General features: G+C 69.2%; 14 protein-coding genes. 2 read left to right on the top strand and 12 right to left on the bottom strand.

The features are described from left to right. Window positions 1-16: 16 nt before the first annotated feature. The 6 genes from OO70_RS17400 to OO70_RS17375 all read right to left on the bottom strand — a co-directional run bounded on the left by OO70_RS17400 (window position 17) and on the right by OO70_RS17375 (window position 8,600). Complete coding sequence (locus tag OO70_RS17400; RefSeq protein ID WP_043671236.1) at window positions 17-931, bottom strand: carbohydrate ABC transporter permease; 915 nt, start codon at window positions 929-931, stop codon at window positions 17-19. Further along, a complete protein-coding gene (locus OO70_RS17395; protein ID WP_043671233.1) occupies window positions 928-1,860 on the bottom strand; it encodes a carbohydrate ABC transporter permease in 933 nt (310 codons plus the stop codon). The genes OO70_RS17400 and OO70_RS17395 overlap by 4 nt, the downstream gene beginning before the upstream one ends. Then, complete coding sequence (locus OO70_RS17390; protein WP_043671230.1) at window positions 1,857-3,242, bottom strand: ABC transporter substrate-binding protein; 1,386 nt, start codon at window positions 3,240-3,242, stop codon at window positions 1,857-1,859. Before OO70_RS17390 ends, OO70_RS17395 begins: the two co-directional genes overlap by 4 nt. Before the next feature lie 32 nt (window positions 3,243-3,274). Continuing rightward, complete coding sequence (locus OO70_RS17385) at window positions 3,275-4,372, bottom strand: enolase C-terminal domain-like protein (protein ID WP_043671228.1); 1,098 nt, start codon at window positions 4,370-4,372, stop codon at window positions 3,275-3,277. Between the two features lie 63 nt (window positions 4,373-4,435). After that, on the bottom strand, window positions 4,436-7,690 hold the full coding sequence (locus OO70_RS17380) for a discoidin domain-containing protein (protein ID WP_407702778.1): 3,255 nt from the start codon (window positions 7,688-7,690) through the stop codon (window positions 4,436-4,438). Window positions 7,691-7,838: 148 nt separating this feature from the next. Further along, window positions 7,839-8,600: a FadR/GntR family transcriptional regulator gene (locus tag OO70_RS17375; protein ID WP_043671225.1), complete on the bottom strand. Its 762-nt coding sequence runs from the start codon at window positions 8,598-8,600 to the stop codon at window positions 7,839-7,841. A 261-nt stretch (window positions 8,601-8,861) separates the two neighbouring features. Between OO70_RS17375 and OO70_RS17370 the strand changes: the two genes are divergently transcribed. Further along, window positions 8,862-9,848, top strand: a complete 987-nt coding sequence (locus OO70_RS17370) for an aldo/keto reductase (RefSeq protein WP_043671222.1) — start codon at window positions 8,862-8,864, stop codon at window positions 9,846-9,848. 141 nt (window positions 9,849-9,989) lie between these two features. On the opposite strand, the gene OO70_RS17365 is transcribed toward OO70_RS17370, so the two are convergent. Further along, on the bottom strand, window positions 9,990-10,556 hold the full coding sequence (locus tag OO70_RS17365) for a glycoside hydrolase family 3 N-terminal domain-containing protein (protein WP_078651436.1): 567 nt from the start codon (window positions 10,554-10,556) through the stop codon (window positions 9,990-9,992). Window positions 10,557-10,618: 62 nt separating this feature from the next. Between OO70_RS17365 and OO70_RS56030 the strand changes: the two genes are divergently transcribed. Beyond that, window positions 10,619-10,903 (top strand): response regulator transcription factor, encoded by a 285-nt coding sequence (locus tag OO70_RS56030; protein ID WP_051741317.1) that lies wholly within the window; start codon window positions 10,619-10,621, stop codon window positions 10,901-10,903. Window positions 10,904-10,950: 47 nt separating this feature from the next. Here OO70_RS56030 and OO70_RS17355 read toward each other — a convergent pair whose 3' ends face one another. Genes OO70_RS17355 through OO70_RS17335 form a run of 5 tightly spaced genes read right to left on the bottom strand, consistent with a single transcriptional unit; the run spans window position 10,951 to window position 20,105 of the window. Further along, window positions 10,951-13,806: a glycosyl hydrolase family 95 catalytic domain-containing protein gene (locus OO70_RS17355; protein WP_234336857.1), complete on the bottom strand. Its 2,856-nt coding sequence runs from the start codon at window positions 13,804-13,806 to the stop codon at window positions 10,951-10,953. A gap of 53 nt (window positions 13,807-13,859) precedes the next feature. Continuing rightward, entirely contained in the window at window positions 13,860-14,795 is a 936-nt protein-coding gene (locus tag OO70_RS17350; protein WP_043671215.1) for an ROK family protein, read from the bottom strand. Beyond that, window positions 14,792-16,537, bottom strand: coding sequence for a class I mannose-6-phosphate isomerase (locus OO70_RS17345; protein ID WP_043671213.1), 1,746 nt, complete (start codon window positions 16,535-16,537; stop codon window positions 14,792-14,794). The genes OO70_RS17350 and OO70_RS17345 overlap by 4 nt, the downstream gene beginning before the upstream one ends. A 56-nt stretch (window positions 16,538-16,593) precedes the next feature. Next, window positions 16,594-19,311 carry a LamG domain-containing protein gene (locus tag OO70_RS17340; protein ID WP_043671210.1) on the bottom strand — a complete coding sequence of 906 codons (2,718 nt, stop codon included), beginning with the start codon at window positions 19,309-19,311 and terminating at the stop codon, window positions 16,594-16,596. Further along, window positions 19,308-20,105, bottom strand: coding sequence for a carbohydrate ABC transporter permease (locus OO70_RS17335; RefSeq protein ID WP_043671208.1), 798 nt, complete (start codon window positions 20,103-20,105; stop codon window positions 19,308-19,310). Before OO70_RS17335 ends, OO70_RS17340 begins: the two co-directional genes overlap by 4 nt. Window positions 20,106-20,115: the final 10 nt, after the last annotated feature.

Genomic DNA, 20,115 nt, shown 5'->3' with positions numbered 1-20,115 from the left:
GCGGGCAGGGCGCCGTTCATTCCTTGCTCGATCCGGCGAGCATCCCGGAGACCAGCGTGCGCTGCGAGAAGACGAAGAGCACCAGCACGGGAAGGATGGCGATGAGGATGGCCAGGGCGAGTTCGGGGATGGTGACGTTCAGCCCGGCGCCCGCGACGGGGTTGAACGACGGGGTGGAGGTGAGCAGTTGGTTCAGGCCCACCTGGACGGGGAACTGATCGCTGTTCGGCAGGACGAGATAGGGCAGGAAGAAGTTGTTCCAGTTGCCCACGAAGCTGAAGAACGCGACCAGTCCGACCACCGGTTTGGCGAGCGGGAGCGCGATGCGCGCGAAGAGCTGCCATTCCGTGCAGCCGTCGATGCGCGCGGCGGACAGCAGGTCCCTGGGGAGGCTGCTCCCGAAGTAGATGTAGACCAGGTACACGCCGAACGGGTAGAAGGAGAAGGGGAGTATCACCGACCAGATGGTGCCGATCAGGTGGAAGCGGTTGAGTTCCAGGAAGATCGGCAGCACCAGGGTGGCCTGCGGCATGATCATGGTGACCAGGGTGATCGTCAGGAGCGTCTTGCGTCCGCGGAACTTCGTCAGTGCCAGCGCGTAGCCGGCCGGAACGCTGACGGCCAGCGTCAGGACGAGTGAACCGCCCGAGTAGATCGCCGAGTTGCGCAGCCATGTCGTCATGGCGCCGTCCTGGAAGGCGAACAAGTGCCGCCAGGCGGTGCCTATTTGATGGAACGAGCCGAAGGAGAGCGGGTTGTCCCGTACCACTTCGCCGGCGGTCTTCGACGGTGCCAGCAGCAGCCAGATCACCGGCAGTACGAAGAACACCAGCAGAAGGGCCAGGAGGAGTCCAACGACCAGGAAGGGGAGGCTCCTTGACGGGCGGACGCGTCGCCTTACCGCCGTCAGGAAGAGAGTCGTCTGTGTCATTTCTCGTCCAACTTGAACAGGTTCGAGCGAGCGACCAGCAGCCCGGCGGCGAGGAGGCCCACGGCGAGGAGGACGACCGCGATGGCGGCGGCGCCGTTGAAGTCGCCCTGCTGGAAGGCGTAGACGTAGGCCAGTTGGTTGGGCGACCAGGTGGGGCTCACTCTGCCGAGGCTGGCGGTCTGGAGCAGTTGGGGTTCGACGAACAGTTGGGTGCCCGTCGCGAAGGCCATGATCGTCATGTAGACGATCCACTGCCGGATCATCGGGATCTGGATGTGCCAGGCGGTGCGCCACGGGCCCGCACCGTCCATCCGGGCGGCTTCGATCACTTCGTCGGGGATGTTGTTGAGCGCCCCGTACATCACGACCATCCAGCCGCCGGCGCCGGTCCAGAAGGCGATCAGCATGAGGATCAGCGGCAGGTTGCCGGGGGCCAGGACGGCGGCGAACGTCTTGAACCCCATGGCGGTGAGCAGCCGTGAGACCGGGCTGACATCCGGGTCCAGCATGAACAGCCAGACCAGCACGCTCGCCACTCCGGCGAGGGCGCCGGGGATGTAGTACAGGAAGCGGAAGAGCGCCGATGTGCCCGGGCGGACTCGGCTGCGCAGGATCACGGCGGTCAGCACGACCAGGACGACGAGCGTCACCAGCCACATCACCAGGTAGATCAGCATGTGGGTGAAGGCCGGGGCGAAGCGGTAGTCCTGGATGACCTTCACGAACTGGTTGAGGCCGGTGAACTGGCCCCGGTCGTTGGTGAGCGCGAGGTAGAAGGAATAACCGGTGGGGAAGACGCCGAACGCGAGCAGCAGCACCGCGTAGCCGGCGACGAAGAGGTAGCCAGCGAGACCGCGGCCCGTGCGCCGCGGCGTGGTGCCGCGGCGCACGGGGGAGACGGTGACGCGCTCGGTCTCCAGCAAGGTCACTGATCGACCACCTTGTAGCCCTGGCTCTTGGCCTCGTTGGCGATCTCCTGCTGCCAGGCCGGCAGGGTCGAGGTCAGGCTCTTGCCCGCGGTCAGGGCGGGAAGGACGACGCTGGACCAGGCGGTGGCATCGGAGAACCTGGTGTTCGACCAGCCGGTCCACACCTCGTTCGCGGCCTGCTCGAACGGCCCGCTCACGTCATTGGCGAAGTAGTCCTTGTTGGCCGGGTTGGCCAGCCAGGTCTTCGCGGCCTGGGTGTAGGCCGGATAGGTGGGCGCGGTGGCCTGGTTCTCGTCGGAGGTGGTCAGCCAGGTGGCCAGGTCGGTGGACGCCTTGAGGTTGGCGCTGTGCGAGGACACCATCCACACACCGCCGCCGACGTTGCCCGTGGCGGCCGTGCTCTCGCCCTGCCAGGTCAACGGGGGCGCGGCGGCGATCTGCTTGGCCGGGGTCTTGAAACCGGCCTTGAACAGGTACTGGCCGTACCACGAAGGGCCGTACGCCATAAGGACTTTGGAGCCGCTGTTCTTGGCGAAGCCCTGGCTGAAGAAGCCCTGGGTGGCGATGGCCTTGGCGCTGATGAGGTTGTCCAGCAGCGTCGCCATCCGCGTGCACTTCGGATCGGCCAGGTCGGTGCGCAGGGTGTCGGGCTTCACCAGGTTGAACGCGGGGCACTGGCCCGACCAGAAGTACGACTCATGGGAGTTGGTGTCGCCGACCGAGCCGACCAGATAGCCCGGGTGCTCCTTGGCGACCTTCTTGCCGAGGGCCTCGTACTCCTGCCATGTCGCGGGGACCTTGTAACCCCACTTGTCCATAAGGGACTTGTTGTACCAGAGGAGGACCTGCGCGATGTCGTTGCGCATGCAGTAGGTGTGGCCGTTGAACTGACAGGGCGTCAGGGAGCCCTTGGCGAAACCGTCGAGCGTGCTCTGCGGTACGAGCTTCTCGTCCAGGGGTGCCGCGAACGGCTGTGCCCCGGGCTTGGTGGCCTCCGACGCCCAGGTCACGTCGGTCGGATTGCCGAACACCACGTCCGGCCAGCCGCTGCCGGTCCGGTCGAACAGCTGCACCTTCGACTGCAGATACGTCGATCCGTCGGCACCGCCGTCGTACGTGACGATCTTCATCTTCACGTCGGGGTGCGACTTCTGGTAGGCCTGCACCGACGGCAGCCTGGTCGAGTCGGCCCACACCGTTATCTGCGAACCCGCCTTCTGCGCGGCCGGCTTGAACGCCGACTGCTTGGAGGCGGAAGGGGTGGTGGTGTCGGCGCTGGCGCAGCCCGCCAGTGCCGCCGCGGTGGCCAGGGACAGCATGATGGCCGCCGCGCGGAGCAGCGAGTGACGCCGACCGGTTCTCGGAGATCGGGAAGACTCCATCGTCTTGCCTTGCCTTTCTGTTCTCGCGCCGCTCAGCGCGGTTGCTCGACGAACGGCAGGAGTTGGCTGCCGTAGCCGAAATCGAGGGGGAGGGCGATGCCGGGCCCCGTGGGGGCGTGCACCAGGCCCTGGTCGTCCACGTGGCGCTCCCGGACGACGTTCACCGAGGTCACCAGGGACTCGTAGTAGGTGGTGTTGGAGATGGCCATGCACAGGTGCTGGTTCGGGATGTCCGAACCGTGCACCTCGGCCCGCAGCCGGTAGGCGTCGGCGAGGTGGGCGGTGCGCATGGCGCCGGTGATGCCGCCCCGGAGGGTGGTGCCGGCCCGCACGCCGAAGGTGGCGGCACCGGCGCGGATGAAGTCCGCGGCGTTCATGTGGGCGCCGTCGGAGGTCTCGGCGACCAGCAGCGGTACGTCCACGACCTCGGCCAGCTTCTGGTACGCGGAGATGCTGAACTCCCGCATGGGCTCCTCGTACCAGAGGTAGTCGGCCTCGGAGAGTGCCCGTCCCAGCCGGATCGCGTCGGGCAGGTCGAAGCCGGCCGACCCGTCGTACATGAGGGGGACGGAGGGGCCGACGTGGTCGCGCAGCGCCAGACAGAGCTCGGCGTCACGGCGGGCGTCGCCCCAGGCGTGCAGCTTGATGCCCACGTAGCCCAGCGCCAGGCACTGGTCCGCCACGTCGAGGAACTCCGCGATGCTGGAGAACGTCGAGGTGGAGGCGTAGGCGGGGATGGCGTCTCTGAAGCCGCCGAGCAGACGCCAGACCGGTTCGCCGTGGTAGCGGCCGGCCAGGTCCCACAGGGCGGTGTCGATGAGGCCCAGGGTGGGGAGCGGGAGTTCGTGGATACGGTCCAGCTCCCACACCCGGTGCCACAGCCATTCCCGCTGGAACGGGTCGGCTCCGACCAGTTCCGCGCGGAAGACCCGGTCCACCAGGTCCCGCAGGGTGGAGTGGGCGCCGGGACGGGCGAACACCGCCACTCCCTCGGCGCCCTCGTCCGTCCCGATGTGCAGGACCGCGCCGTCGCCCACCGGAGCGCTGCCGCTCAGCCCGTCGCGCCAGCGGAAGGGCGGACTGGCTGCCGGAACATCGATCCGGTGTACTTCGACATGGGTGATCTTCATCCTGGCTTTCGTCTTCTGTAGGGAGACCTGCAAGGGAAACGTTTTGGCTGAGAAGCGGGGTGCTCAGAAGCCGCCGTACGCCTGGAGCGCGTAGATGCTGCCGCCGTTCCCGCTGGAACCGGTGACGGTCAGGCGCAAGTAGCGTGCGGTGACGGGGGTGTCGGCGAAGGAGTAGACGGTCGACGACGAGGTGGCGGCGGAGGTGTGGTCCTCGAACACGGACCAGGTCGTGCCGTCGGTGGAGTACTCCAGGCGGTACTTGTAGCCGCCGGACAACTCGAAGGTGGTCACCACGCTGGAGACTGCGGTGTCCTTGCCCAGGTCGACCCGGATCCAGGACGGATCGGGCAGGCCAGCGCCCTGTGCCCAGCGGGTGGAGGGATTACCGTCGACCGCCTTCTCGGGCGCGTGGTCCGCGTCGTACGCCGACGAGGCGATGACCGGCTTGTTCAGGGCCAGGTCGTTGTCGGCCGGCGTGGTGACGACAGCTGCCTTGCTGGGGTCGGAGGTGTTCAGCGCCTCGTCGCGTGCCACGACGGTGAAGGAGTACTGCGTGTCGGCGGTCAGGCCGGAGACCCGCAGGGTCGTGGCGTCGGTGACACCGATCCGCTTGCCGTCCTGGTAGACGACGTAGCTGGTCACGCCGGTGTCATCGGTCGCGGCCGGCCAGCTGACATCGACCAGGCTCGGCAGCAGCGGCTTGACCGTGGGCTGCCCGGGAGCGGTCGGGGCCGTGTGGTCCGTGACGATTCTGGGAGTGCCGTAGACCTGGAAGTCGTAGATGCTGCCGCCGTTCCAGCTGGAGCCGGTGACGGTCAAGCGTACGAAACGGCCCGCGACCGGGGTGTCCGTGTGGGCGTAGTCGGTCGCCGCCGTGGTGTTCGCGGCGGTGCGGTCCGCGAGGGTCTTCCAGTGGACCTCGTCGGGGGAGACCTCGATGCGGTACTTGTAGCCGCTGGCCTTCTCGAAGGTCGTGATCGCGCCGTTCACGTCGTACGACGCCCCGAGATCGACCTGGATCCAGGACGGGTCGGGCAGGCCGAGGCCCTGCGCCCAGCGGGTGGAGAGGTCGCCGTCGACCGCCTTCTCCGGGGTGTTGGCCTCCGAGTACGACGAGGCGGTGATCGGCTTCTTGAGAGCGAGGTCGGAGCCGGACGGCATGGTGACCTTGAGCGCCTGGCTGGGCTGGGACTCGTTGCCGGCGGCGTCGCGGGCGGTGATCTTGAAGGTGTACGTCTGCCCGGCGGTCAGGCCCGGGAGGCGCACCGTGGTGTTGCCGGTGGCGCTGACCAGCTTGCCGTCGCGGTAGACGGAGTAGCCGGTGACGGCGGTGTCGTCGGTGGACGCGGCCCAGGTGAGGTCCGCGATCGTCGGGAAGTCGGTGACCGCGCTCGGCGTGCCGGGCGTGCTGGGTGCCTGGTGGTCGGTGATGGTGGGACCCGGGTCGAGGTGACGGTAACTCGGCTGCAGGCCCGCGTTGTTGACGATGGAGGCCGGCAGTTGGGCGCAGGAAGCCACGGTGGTGTTGCCGCTGACGGTGCTGCCCGTGCTGTTGGCCTGGGTGGAGAAGGCGGGCTGGGTGGTGAAGTTGCCGGTGGCGTCGATGTCCATGCCGTGGTTGAGGAACAGCCACTGGTAGGCGACGTCGCACAGGGCGTTGCCGGTGTTCGTCCAGTACCGGCTGCCTTCGTCGTGGTAGATCGCGCCGTAGGCGGGCGGTGGCGTGCCGTGGATGTAGTTGCCGGACACCACACCGCCGGGGTTGGAGCTCAGCGTGTAGATGGCGCCGCCGTCGGCCTGCGACTTCATGATGTCGGAGATCTCGTTGTCCGTGACCTCGGTGTCGCGGCTGGTCGTGGGGGTGTCCCAGATCGGAACGCCCAGATTCCCGGGGTAGTTGGTGTCGCCGCCCTGGTCGGTGAGGCCCCAGCCCCAGCCGACGGAGATGCCGGTGTAGGGCAGGTCGTAGACCTTGTTGTGGGTGATGGTGGTGTGGTCGGTGTAGCCGGCCAGGATGCCGATGGAGCCGTTGTACTGGTCGGCGACCTTGGTGACCACGTTGTTGGCGACCTGGGTGTCCTTGGTGATGTCCCGGGGGTCGTCGGGGTGGGCGTCGATTACCTCAACTCCGCCGATCTGGATGCCGGTTGCGGCGATCTGGCGGAAGACGTTGCCCGTGATGTCGGTGCCCTGCGTGCCGGTGTTCAAGTTCAGCCCGACCGCGCCGAGATGGGTGAAGGTGTTGCCCTCGAAGCCGATGCCGTGGCCGTAGTTGACGTTGACGGCACCCGGAGTCTTCTGCCACTTCAGGCGGGTCGCGTCGAAGTCCGGGTCGTTGCCGACCATCCGGAAACCGGCCTGGCCCTCGATGAGGCCTTCGGACGAACTGGGCGCGAGCCAGGTGGAGTAGGAGAAGGCGATGCCCTGGAACGACACGTTGCTGACCGGGGCGGTCCTGGTGCCGTTGAGGTCCACCAGGTCCTGCACCAGCGGCACGGTGACGGTCGAAGTGGCGAGATTCTGGCCGGACTTGGGCATGTAGTAGATCTCGCCCGCGCCCTTGTCCAGGTACCACTCACCGGGCGTGTCCAGCAGTTCGCGGGCGTTCTCCAGCCAGGTCGGGTTCTGGATCTCCTGGCCCTGCTGGAGATGGGCGTTGTGCCAACACGGCTGCTGCATCGTCATCTTGTTGTCGGCGATCGACTGCACGGGGCAGCGCATCAGCTTCCAGCCCCAGGAGCTGACGACCTCCAGGTCCGAGGGACGCTTGTAGGCGTTGAGACTGGAGTCAGTGAAGGCGTAACCGGTGGACGTCTGGCTGAAGCCCGAGGGGTTCTTGCCGCTGCGGGCCCGGGTCTCCAACTCGCCGTCCACATACAGCTGGCGGGTGTCGATGTCGCCCACCTTGGCCTTGTAGACCTTCCCCGCCGAGTCGGCCGGGGTCCAGCCGGTGACCTGCTTGCCCCCGCTGATCACCGGGTGTGCGCCGGGGGCGGCCTCGTAGACGATCCGGTGTCCGTCGCGGCCGGAGTCCCGGGCGGTCAGGGCGAAGGTGCGGCTCAGTTGGTAGGTGCCGGACAGGAGCCGGACATGGATGTCGCCCTTGGCCTTCTGTTTGACGTCGCGCACGTAGTCCCGTGCGTGGTCGAGGGTCTTGAAGGGGTGTGCGGCGGTGCCGGAGCCCACGTCCCGGCCGGTCGGAGAGACATAGACATCGAGGTCCGGCGACCGGGGAGCCGCCTGGGCCGGCAGGGCAGTCAGCAGGGCTGCCACCGTGGCCACCGAGAAGGCGGCCGTCAAACTTCTTCGCAGCGGCACGAAGGCGCCCCTGCGCGCAGACGGATGAGACACACGTATCCAATCGCCTGAGGGAGGTTGATCCCCGCAAGTCCCGGTCGTCCACCGGGACTTGCAGGGCGTCGGGCGGCCCGATCGCTGTGCCGCGGCACATGCGGGGTCGGCCGGTTCAGGAGGCCGGGGCCTCCGGGGAGGGCGGTTGAGCCCCGGGACTGAACAGCCGGTCGCGAATCTTGTTCTCGAACTGGCTCTGGGTGGTGGCGATGTGCTCCACCATCAGCCGCTCCGCGAGATCGGCCGCCCCCGCGGCGACCGCCTCCGCTATGGCCACATGCTGATGCGCGGCGACTTCCAGCGATCCGGGCACGTCACCGTGGAAGAGCAGCACGTCGGACTGGGACGCCAGACGCCGCACACCGGCGACGCTCGCCCTCAGGAACACGTTGTGCGAGGCGGCGCCCACCGCGTCGTGGAACGCCGCGTCCGCCTTGGCGAAGGTGTCCACGTCGTTCATCGTGGCCGCGGTCAAGGAGCTCTCCGCGCTCTCCCGGATGGCCCGGACCTCGATCGGGGTGGCGTGGGAGGCGGCACGGCGTGCTGTCTCCGACTCGATCACCTTGCGGTAGTCCAGGAGCATGCGGACGTCTTCCATGCCGGTCGGCCGGAAGTGCGAGAACTCGTCGTCCAGCAGTCCGCCGACCGAGGCCGCGACGAAGATGCCCGCACCGCGCCGCACTTGGAGCCGGCCGATCGCGGCCAGCACCTTCACGGCCTCGCGGGTGACGTTGCGGGATGCTCCCAGGATCTCGGCCAGGCCCTGTTCGGTGGGGAGACGGTCGCCGGGCCGCAGGTTCTGCTGGGCGATGTACTCCAGCAGTTGCTCCGCGACCAGTTCATATCCCGGACGGTAGGCCGGTGTTGAGTCGCCCAAGGCGAATCCCCTCTTGCGCCACGAATCTTGTGCCACGAATGAATCAGGTTCATTTCCGTGGCCAATATGGCACTGCCGCTGTGAGTTGGGAAGAGATCGGACAGATCTCGGTCGGGAGCCATGCGTAGATCCTGATAAAGCGTCATTAACTATGCATATCCATCAGGGTGTTGCGTGAAATGGATCCCATCCTTAGGGTCCTGCCTGCCAGATGAAGCAGATCCTTCTCTATGCGGCGAGGGCCGTGGAAGCGGGAATCTCGTGAGGGCACGCCCACTCGGTCGTACGAGCGTCCAGGTCAGCGCGCTGGGATTCGGCGCCGCTCCCCTCGGCAACCTCCACAGCCCGATCGGCGACCGGCAGGCACAGGCCACCCTCGAGGCCGCCTGGGACGTGGGGGTGCGTTACTACGACACCGCCCCGCACTACGGCCTCGGACTGTCCGAACGGAGGCTCGGCGATGCCCTCGCGCACCGTCCACGGGCGGAGTTCGCCGTCTCCACCAAGGTCGGCCGCCTGCTGGAGCCCCACCCGGCACCCACCGGATCCGACCTGACCGCAGGAGGCTTCGCCGTCCCCGACACGCTGATCCGCCGCCCCGACTACTCACGGGACGGCGTACTGCGAAGCCTGGAAGGCAGCCTGGACCGCCTGAGACTGGACCGTGTGGACATCGTCTACGTCCATGATCCCGACGATCACCTGGACGCCGCCCTCGACCATGCCCTGCCGGCGTTGATCGCGCTGCGCGACCAAGGTGTCATCGGTGCCGTCGGCGTCGGCATGAACACGGTCGCCCCGTTGCTGCGCATCGTCGCGGAGGCGGAGGTCGACGCCGTGATGGTGGCCGGGCGCTGGACCCTTCTCGACCGCACCGCTCGCCCCTTGCTGGACGCGTGCGCCGCACGTGGGGTCGCGGTGGTGGCCGCCGCTCCGTTCAACTCCGGTCTGCTCAGCCGTCCCCGGCCCGCGAGTGACGCCACCTTCGACTACGGCCCCGCCCCGGAATCGGCGCTGCGTCGAGCGCGGCTTCTCGCCGAGGTGTCCCGCCGACACGGCACCGAACTCCCGCACGCCGCCCTGCGGTTCCCGCTGCGCGACCCCGGAGTGGCCTGCGTGGTCGCGGGTTTCCGTACCCCTGAGGAGGTCGTGTCCGCCGCCCGCTGGGCCGCCACCGATCTGACCGAGGAGGCATGGCTGGACCTCGACACGGCAGCCGCACAGGCGGTGGAAGTTCCGCCCTCGTGACAGTGGTTCCTCTCATTCCGTCACTTCCAGCCGCGCGGTGAGCTCGATCGCCCAGCAGGTCGGCCACATCGTCGGCGTTCGGGCCGATCACCGCGAGCCGGCGGACGGCCGGTCCCGGCGGCAGCACGCCTCCGCTGTTCTTCAGCAGCACGATCGACTCGCGCGCGGCGTGCAGCGACACCGCCTGGTGGGCCGGGCAGTGCACGGTCGCCTCGGCGTGGTTCGGGTCGGCGCGGGACCGGTCGAACAGGCCAGCCGGGACTTCAGGTTCAGGACCCGGCCCACCGACCGGTCGACCAGCCGTTCCGGGACGTCGCCGTCGCGCACGGCCGCGGACAGCTCGTCGAGATAGGCGTCCTCCCAGGTGATGCCCACGTCCACGCCGGCGGCCAGGGGCGGCGCCCCGGCCTGCCGCTGGTTCTCGGCGAGGCCCTCGGTGACCAGGGTGGTGAGGTCGCCGCCCTCGGCGATCAGCACGCCGGTGAAGCCCGGTTCGCCGCGCAGCACCTCGGTGAGCGGGAACCGCGAACCGTGCGTCGGGACGCCGTCGATCGTCGACTGGCAGGCCGGCGTCATCAGTGCGCCCTCCGCTCCGAATCCGGCCCGCCGAGGGGGCAAGTGCGTCCGGCGCAGGGCGCGTTCGCCGCTCTCGACCGAACTGCCTTCCAGACCAACGACGTTGGGCGTCTGCGCCGGGTAGTGGAACAGCGAGGCGGCGGCCCGGCCGGGTGCGGCGGGGGCCGTGCCACAGCGTCGCGACCGGCGAGCCTGTGCTGTCCCCGGCGGCGGCCCGCCGCCTGTTCGACTTCGTCGCCGACGACCCCGCGCCCGCCCGCCGCGAGCGCGCGCGTGCCGCGCTGGCGGCTCTCACCGAGCGGGAACGGGCGGTCGCCGAGGCCCTCGCCGACGGTCTCACCAACCAGGAGATCGCCGCCGCCCTCCACATGAGCGTCGCCACCGTGATGGCCCACGTCCCCCGACTGCTGAGGGCACTCGGCCTCAACAACCGTACCCAGGTGGCCCTGTTGGCGTACGACGCCCGTGCCGACCGGTGAGAGAGTGCCCCTCGACGACTTCGCGGACGGGCCGCCGGACTCCCGTGTCAGCCGATGCTCACGTCGTCGATGTAGCCGCGATAGCCACCCGTGGCGCCCGGGCGGTCGTAACCGACGAGGATCTTGCTGATCGACTGCCCCGCCTTGACCGCGCCGAGGTCCACGGTGACGTGGTTCCACGTGTCGAGTGTGAGGTGGCCGCACTGGTCGGCCGGATGGGTGCCGGCGCCCGAGTCCCGCAGGGCGCTGCCGTCGGTGAAGATCAGGTCGACGGCGACGCAGGTGCTGTCGTCGGAGCCGGCGGACACCCAGGGAGTGGTGGCGGCGGACTGCGGGAAGATCCAGTAGCTCAGCCTCGTGCCGGCGCGGACGGTGAGCGGGGCGCCGTTGAAGCCGTAGACCTGCAGGTACGCGTGGTCGTACGAACCGCCGTTGGCGTAGCCCGAGTACATCAGCGAGGCGTCGCCCGTGTGGGACTGCTCGCCCGTGCGTACGGCCGCCTGGGGACCCGTGAGGCCGCAGCACAGGCCGGTGATCCCGTAGTTGCCGTCGCCCTTGGTGTCGATGTTGTCGACGGTGTCGGTCCAGGTGGGCTGGGGCTGGCCGGTCTCGAAGCCGGTGGTGAGTGATGTGGTCGTCGCGGCCTCGGCCGGTTGCGCCAACTCGTGGTGGACGGTGGCCAGTTCGGTCCCGGCCGGAGCGAGGTCGATCGTCTCGCCGACCGAGGTGTTCAGCTTGATCGTCGTGCCGGAGAGGGTTCCCTTGTGGACGCCGTTCGCGTAGTACTCCATGCTCTTGCCGGGCCACGGGTTGGTGACCGTGACGTTTCCGCCGGACCGGCTGGTGAGCCGGACGTACTCGACCGCGTTGTTCCGGATGCTGCTGGAGACCTCGAAGTTGCCGTAGGCGAGCAGGCCGCCGAACTTGGCGTTCGAGTCGGTGGGCCAGTTCGGGAAGACCTTGATGTCGTGCTGGGCGGACTGGAGGAGCATCTCGTCGAGGCCCGAGGTGGTGACGTTGAGGTTCTCGATGCCGCCGCCGTAGTGGTGCACCGCCATGTTCGGGTACGAGTAGGCCGTGGCCTCCGCGTGCAGCTCCTCCATCAGCGTGCTGGGGTTGTAGCCGACCATCGCGGCGGCCGCGTACAGAGTGGCCGGGGAGTTGTCGCTGTGCCAGTTGTCGAGCTGCGCGACGGTGTTGCGCGCGGTCTGGAGCAGGTCGGCCGGGCTGTTCAGGCCGACTTGGAGGCCCGGGTAGACGGCCTGGACGGCGACGTCGTTGCCGTCGCTGACCCAGCCGGAGCCCTCGGAGGTCTGCCGGAAGACGGTCTGGCCGTTTCTCGTCATCGTGGGCAGCGGCGCGAGGTGGCTGTCGATGTGCTGCCAGGCGGGGATGAGCGAGGAGTTGATGTGCAGGTCTTTGCTCATGTCGATCAGGCCCTGGAACAGCAGGTGCACCAGGCCGAGGGAGAGGATGCTGTTGGTCTGCGGGTAGACACCGCCCTCCTGCGGCGCGTCGTTCTCGATGATGTACGTGCCCGTGGTCGCGTCCCAGGTCAGGTAGTCCTGCCAGAACAGACCGACCTGCTGGAGATAGGGGAGGACCTTGCGCGCGTAGGAGGCGCTGCGGGTGTACTCGTACTTCATGACCATGTCGCTGGCGAAGTTCACCGCGTCGGACTTCTGGTTGTACAAGTCGTCGGCGGCGCTGGTGCCGTTGGGTGAGATGCCCACGGGGTAGAGGACGCCCTTGTAGCCGGCCGCCTCGGCCTTCGCCTTGCCTCTCGGCATCCAGTCCAGGATCGGGTCGTCGTAAGAGCCCATCTGGGCAACGTGGTTGGTGGACAGCGCCGGGTAGAACGCCGCTTCGTAGTTGTAGTTGGCGTGGTAGTCGCCGTACCAATTCATGTTCCCGGTGAGCCAGTTGCCCCACAGACCCGGCGCGTACTTCCCGGCGCGCGAGACGGAGCCGAGCAGGTAGAGCGAGCCGTACCAGCTCTTCTCCACGGCCTGGTCGGGGATCTGCACGAACGACCGGGACCAGTACGCACGCCACCAGGACTCGTGGGCCGCGTACAGCTTGGACAGCGCGCCGTCGGTGAGCGCGGCTGCCGTCGCGTGGGCGACGGAACGGTAGTCGGGCGTGTCGTGGCTGCTCCGGATCGCTGCCGCGAGGGTGTACGTCGTGCCGGGCTTGAGAGTGAGGCTGATGCGGTTGCCCGACGGTCTCGCGGTGGTGCCGCGCACGCTCGTCGCGATACGGGCGTGCGGGTTGCCCGGCGCGTCGGTGGTGCCGGCCTGTACGTCGGCGTCAAGTACCGCGTTCTTGGCGGAAGTTGACGGAGTCTTCCCGAGTCCGTCCTGCACGGTGACGGTCGCGTCCTGGGTGCGCGAGCCGGACAGCCGCAGGGTGGTGACGAACAGGTTCCCGGTGGCCGAGACCCAACTCCTGGACGAGAGCGTCTGGTTGCCGAGTGTGTAGGTGCCCTCCACCTGCGCCTGGGCAATGTTCTGTACGACGTGATAGCTGGAGCCCTTGAGCCCCGGGACGGCCAGCACGATCCGGCCGAGCGGTTCGATGCCGTTGGTGGCGGTGGAGAAGAAGTCGTTCTTGCCCAGGTAGAAGGTCTGGTCGTCGATGGAGCCGCCGACCGCGACGCCGACGTCGCCGTTGCCCATCAGCGGGGCGTCGACGGTCTCGCCGTTCGACAAGGTGGTGGGCGGGGAATCCCACTCGCCCTTGAACTGCGCGACGGTGCGCAGGGCTTGGGCCGGCGTGGGGTCGCCGATGGTCTGTGCGGCTGCGGCGGGCGCGCCGCCTTGGAGGGCTGTCAGGCCGATGGCCACGAGGGCCGAGGCGAGCAGGGTGCTGAGGGGTCGCCGGTAGCGATGTGAGGATGCCACTGCGCTGTGACCTTTCTTCTCGTCCGGTGCCCCGCTCTTGGCGAGCGGGCGTTTCAGTGGGACGGGGTACGGCGACGCGACTCGCCGCACGCCGTGGTCAGACAGGCCGCGCCCAGCAGGGCGGCCTGATCCGGTAGGTGGGCCGGGGTGATGACGAGGTGTCGGGTGCGGGCCGGATCGGTCTCGTTGAGTCCCGCTCGCAGCGGTTCGGCCACGAGGTCCCATGCGCCCGCGATGGCACCTCCGACCACGAGAACCGTGGGTTCGAAGGCGGTGAGCGGCGGTCCCAGCACTCGTCCGAGGGCGGTGAAGGTCGCGGCGAACACGCCCGCCGCGGCCCGGTCCCCCTGCCGTGCGCGCCGGGCGATCTCCTGGACGTCGGGCGGCGACGCGCCGGTGGCCTGTGCATAGGCCCGTCGCAGGGCACGTCGGGACACGGTCTCCTCGATCGGCTGGCCCGCGTATCGCAAGGTGTGGACGCGGCCCTCGGGTGGGATCCCGGGCCCGTGCCGCACGATGCGGCCGTCGCGCAGGAAGCAGGAGCCCACGCCGGTGCCGAGGGTGATCCCGGCGACCGACCGGTGCCCCTGCGCGGCCCCGGCCCACCACTCGCCGAGCACGAACGCGTCCGCGTCGTTCCAGAAGCTGACCGCGGTGGCGCCGGGCAGCGCAGCAGTCAGGGCGGCCCGCAGATCGAACCCGCGCAGGGCGTCGAACTTGCCGACCCCTTCGTACCGCCCGATCCCGCGCTCGTAGTCGAAGGGACCGGGCAGCGCCACAGCCCACGGGCCCGGGCTCCGGACGGACAGGTGACGCGCGCAGCGGACGAGGGCGGACAGGATCTCCTCGGTACCGCCGTCACCGTCCAACGGCTCACGGAACGACCGCCCGTACAGGAGAGCCCGCGTCCCGACGTCCACACGCGCCGCGGTCACATGCGTACCGCCGACCTCCAGCACCGCTACGACGCTCTCGTCGCCGGATCTCATCGGACCAGCGCCTTCACATAGCGCACCGGTTCCGTGCCGAGGGCGCGCACGCGGTAGGCGCCGACCGAGGCGGGCACGGTCAGCGTCTCGGCGTAGGCCAGTTCGAAGCGGTGTCCGCCGCTCGTCTCCAGGAGGATTCCGTCCCCCTCCACGACGTTGACGATGTGGAAGCGGTGGTCCGTGTCGTCGTCCACGACGGCGTCCGGGGCCAGTTCGAGGCGCCGGACCTCGAAGAACATCTCCGGGAGCCGGCCGATGACGTCCTCGCGCCAGCCCTCGCCCGAGCGCAGGGTGTGCGGCTGCTGGACCAGGTCCCTCGCCACGGCCTCCCCCGACCGGGCGGGGTCGAGGTTCTCGAACGCGTGGCCCACGTGCACCGGCCGCCGCTTCCCCGCACGGTCGGTGCGCAGCCAGTCGTAGAGGCGAAGGCTGTACAGGTACGGCGTCGCGCTGATCTCGAGGACGACATTGCCCTCGCCGCTGCCGTGCGGGGTGCCGCCCGGGATGAGGAAGAGCTGGTGCGGATCGGCGGGGAAGGTCTGGACGTGGCGTTCGATGTCGAACGCCACGCCGTCCCGGACGGCCCAGTCCGCCTCGCGCCGGAAGGCCGCGAGGTCGGCGTCCTGGCGCAGGCCCAGAAAGACCTGACGGCCGGGGCCGCCGAGCATCATGTAGTACGTCTCGTGCTGGGTGTACGGCCACCCGAACACCCGCCGCATGTACTCCGGTTGAGGGTGGCAGTGGACGGACAGATTGCCCCCGCCGACGGTGTCGAGATAGTCGAAGCGGATCGGGAACGAGGTGCCGAACGTCGCGTGCACGTCCTCGCCGAGGACCGCCTCCGGATGCAGCGCCACCAGCGTCTGGAGCGGGACCTCGACGCGCGGACCGTCCGGCGTGCCGACGAGGATTCCGCTCTCCGGCGCGATGAGTTCGTAGCCGAGCGCGGTGTTGGGCGCCTCGCGATTGAAGCCGAGCTGTTCTTGGGCCCAATGGCCGCCCCAGGACGTGGTGTTGAAGGTGGGGCGGGCACGGAAGGGGCGCCTGGCCAGGTCGGTGAGAGCCTCGCGCAGGGCGGGGCCCGACAGCCAGGCGGGAGCCTCCAACTCCTGGGCGTTCTGGGTGCCTTGGGTGCCTTGGACGCCTTGGGTGTCCAGCCACAGGTCGACATCGGTGACGAGGGTGTCGCGGTGCCGGTCCAGGACCGGCCAGTCGATGTAGAACAGGCGGCGGGTCGTGCCCGGTCCGGTACCGGCCGGCTGCCCCAGGTTGTGGCCCGTCCCGCCGGTGATTCCGGCCTCGGCGTAGCGCTTCGGCAGATCCGCGTACCAGAGTCGGTCGTACGACACCAGGGCCGCCCCCGGTCCGCAGACGACGGTGACGGTGCCTGAGTCGGCGGGGGCTTCTGGCGTGGGCAGTCGGGAGAAGAAGTCGGCGAGGCCCGCCCGGGACAAGGGGGCGAAGTCAGGGTCGTCCGCCAGCTCCGCCGACGCGGTGAGGGCGAGGATGTCCGGCCAAGGGGCGAAGTGGTCGCGCATGTCGAACTGCTTCGCCGTGATGGCGCGGGCGGCCAGCGCGTCGCGGATGCCGGCGGTGACCGTCTCCCAGTCGACGGACGTCGGGCCGTCGACGGCGAGGACCAGCCCGGGAGTGAGATCGGCGACCGCGTCCCGGTATCCGGCGCCGACCTCTCCGGTGATGGTGTGGCATGGCTCGGCTTCGTAGCCACGGACTGCCGGCATGGCGGTGTCAGCCTCTCTGTGAGTAGCGCTCTTTCTGCGAATACCGCTCCGGTCGCTCAAGTGACTGGGCCGAGCTGCGTGAGCGTGCCGACGCCCTCGACGGACAGGTCGGCGGGCAGCGGCGGGGCGGTGCCGCCGGTCGCGAACGTCGGGTTGATGTCGAACAGCGCCGACAGCACCGCCTCCGCTCCGGCCGCGCCCGCGATGTTGTCGCGGGTGGCGGTGCCGCGCTCGGCCACTCGGGCCCGGTGCTGCCCGTCAGGATCGGTGACGATCTCCATGGCCTGACCCCACAGCCCGCCCGACGCGGCGGAGGAGAGGTCGCGCAGGAGGGCGATCGCCCGGTCGCGGTGGCCGAGGCGGGCAAGACCGTGGGCGGTGACGCCGGGCCAGGCGGCGAAGGCTCCGGCCGCGCCGTGGTCGGGGCGGTCGGAGGCGGCGGCGATCGGATCGTCGGGACTGAGCGCCCGCATCCAACTCCCCACCAGCAGGCGGCCGGTGACGAAGTCGGCCATCTCCCGCCGAGTCCCGTCCGGGAGTTCGCGGTGCAGGGCTGCCGCGACCAGACCGAAGTCCAGACAGTGCCCGATCGTGTCGGTCCCGTCCGGGCGGAGTATCTTCCAACGGCCCGATCCGGCGTACAAGTCCAGGAGCGCGTCGGCCAGTTGACCGGCCTCGGCTTCCGTACGGTCGGCATCCTCGTCGCGGCCGAGGCGTCGGTACAGCCCGGCCAGTGAGCGCGTCGAGGCGACGTAGGCGCCGTTGAAGGAGGCGACGACACCGGTGTAGGTGGGCACGCACTCCAGCAACTGCCATGGGTCGTCACCGAAGTCGGCGAGTACGCCGCCGGTCGCCGGGTTCCGCCGCTCGCGCCAACCCAGGCCGAGCCGCTCGAGGTGCGCGAGGACGGTCATTCCTCCGGTCGTCTCTGCGGCCGCCCCTACGGCCACTCCTCCGGCCGCCCCGCCGATCGGCCCTCCGGTCGTCTCGTCAAGGAAGGCGAAGTCGCCGGTGACGCAGACGTAGTGCTCGATGAGCCGGAACAGGGCGTAGTCGGTGGAGCTGTAGGCATTGCCGAGGGGGCCGCCACTGAGGTTCTCGACACCGAAGGAGTCACGGTAGGGCCCGGCAAGCACCCGCAGCAGCCAGGACCGCAGTCCCGCCGGTTCCAGCAGGGCGTACAGACGGCTCCACTCGCAGTGGTCCCAGAAGTAGGTGGTGGTCGGCCCGAGCCGGGGGCCGCCGGTGAGGAACACCGGTTCGCCGGGCCGGATACGGGTGTTGCGCAGGTACAGCGCCTGCAGGGCGCCCATGTAATAGGTGCGCGCGAGTCCGGCGTCGTCCGTCGTGAAGGTCGGCAGGTGCCCGGAGAACTCGGAGTTGCCCGGGGTGAACATGCTGGTCCAGAGTCGTCGCCAGCCGTCCTCCCCGGCACGCATCGTCGCCTCGAAGTCCTCGGCGGCGCTGCGGGCTTGGGCCGAGACGGCGTCGGCTTCGGTACCGTAGGCGCAGGCGATGCCGAGGGTCACGCTCCGGCCGGGCTCGATCCGGCAGGTCCAGCTCGCCTGGGCACCGGCGCCCTCGGTCCGCAGTTCGCCGGGCGGTCCGGCGAAGGCGTAGACGGCGTGCGCCGGCGCCCGGGAGTCCGCGAAAGCGACCGCTCCGTCGTCGATGCGGGACACCCAGCGCCGGGACTCGGTCCAGTGCCGGGTACGGGCGATCTCCGCGCCCGCGAGGCGCAGCACGACGTGGTCGGCTTCGACGTCCACGCGGACGTGATGCCAGTCCCCGACGGGGAGTTGGGCGTCGGTGGACTCGCGTTCCCCGGTGATGCCGAGCCACAGGCGGCCGTCCTCGATGCCGATCTGGAGCGAGTCGGGGTGGTTGCCGTGGGTGAGAACCGTCCCGGACTGGCCCGCTATGTCGAGCCGTAGTTCGAAGGCGATGGTGAGGCCGGGGGAGAGGGCGAAGGTGTCCAGAGTCGTCTCGCCCTCGGGCGTCAGCATGATCGGTTCGTCGGCCCGCAGGAGCAACTCGCCGTCCAGTGCCGCTACTTGAAGCGCGCGCACGGCTCCGGCGACGCCGATCCGCTGCTCCGGTTCCTTGTCGTGGCTGACGTGCGCCGGGAGCGCGTCGTCCAGGAGCATCGGGCCGTGGTCCTCGTCGCGCTGGATACCCGGGACGCGGGGTCTGCCCAGGCGGAGGCGTCGGGGTGCGGGGGAGAGCAGATAGTGGGGCCGGCCTCCTCCCGTCGTGGCCCGGATGCGCTCAAGTGCCATGAAGTCGTGGTGCATTCCGTGGTTCCACGGGCCGTCGTACAGCCAGCCGTAGCCGACTTCGGAGTGAGCGACCATCGCGAAGAGGTCCTGGGTCAGCTCGACCGTTCTGGCCTCGCCGCTCTCGTTGGTGACCTCGATCCGCCACAGGAGCAGGTCCCGGGACAGTGCCATCCGGGTGTCGGTGGTCAGCAACAGCCCGTCCTGGCGGCGGTGTTCGCGCAGGACGCCCCACGGCTTCCACAAGTACCGCTGTGCGGCCGGGACTTGGCCGTCCACGCGCAGCTCGCCGGTGTGGTAGCCGAAGGTGAACGGTGGGGCGGCCAGCCAGGACAAGGAGGTCAGGTCGTGGTTGACGTGGGCTTGGCCCTGCTGGTTGCGCAGGGAGGGCAGGTGCGCGATCTCGTCCGCGCCGACCCAGTGGCTGGCGACGTCGGCCAGGTCCGGGACGCCGGTCCTGCCGAGGTCCGCATGCCTGGCTTCGGTCTTCGTGGTCACTTGGTCGCTCCCGAGGTCAGTCCGGCGATGAACTGCTTCTGCAGCGCGAGGTAGCCGGCGACCGGAACGACCGCCGCCAGGAACATCACGCCGAACAACTGGGCGTAGTTGGTGGAGAACTGACCGACGGACAGATAGAGCCCGGTGGTGATCGTCTGGCCGTGCAGCGGGCCGAGGATGAACTGCGGATTCATGAAGTCGTTCCAGATCCACAGCGACAGGAAGATCGTCACGGTCGCGGTGGCCGGGCGCAGCAGCGGCATGACGATCGTCCGCCAGATCCGCAGGCTCCCGGCGCCGTCCACGGTCGCGGCCTCGATGATCTCGCCGGGGATCGACCGCAGGAAGCCGGAGTACACGAACACCGCGAACGACAGATAGCCGCCGCCGACGTTGGCCAGGACCAGGCCCGGATAGGTGTGGTCCAGGTGCAGGAAGGTCAGGATGCGGATGGTGGGCAGCAGTACCACCGCGGGCGGGATCATCAGGCCGGCGGCAAAGCCCGCCAGCACGATCCTGCGCAGGCGCGCCGAGCGGCGGAACAGCCAGAAGCTGAGGGCCGAGCCCAGCGGGATGATCAGCAGCACCGAAACGACCACGGTGACCGCCGAGTTGGTCAGTCCGATCTGGACGATCCGGTCGGGCCGGGCGAGCGCGTCCGTCAGGTTGTGCGTGGTCGGCGGGGCCGGGGGAGCGGCCGGATCGCGGACGATCTGGGCCTGCGTCTTGAAGGCGTTGACGATCGTGAGGTAGACGGGGCTGACGAAGGCCAGCGTGAGCAGGGCGGCTGCCACGAGGTGTCCC

Source organism: Streptomyces xylophagus (genome assembly GCF_000716435.1).
GTDB classification, from domain to species: domain Bacteria; phylum Actinomycetota; class Actinomycetes; order Streptomycetales; family Streptomycetaceae; genus Streptomyces; species Streptomyces xylophagus.
The sequence above is the reverse complement of the archived record's forward strand: the minus strand, read 5'-3'. Positions and strand labels throughout refer to the sequence as shown.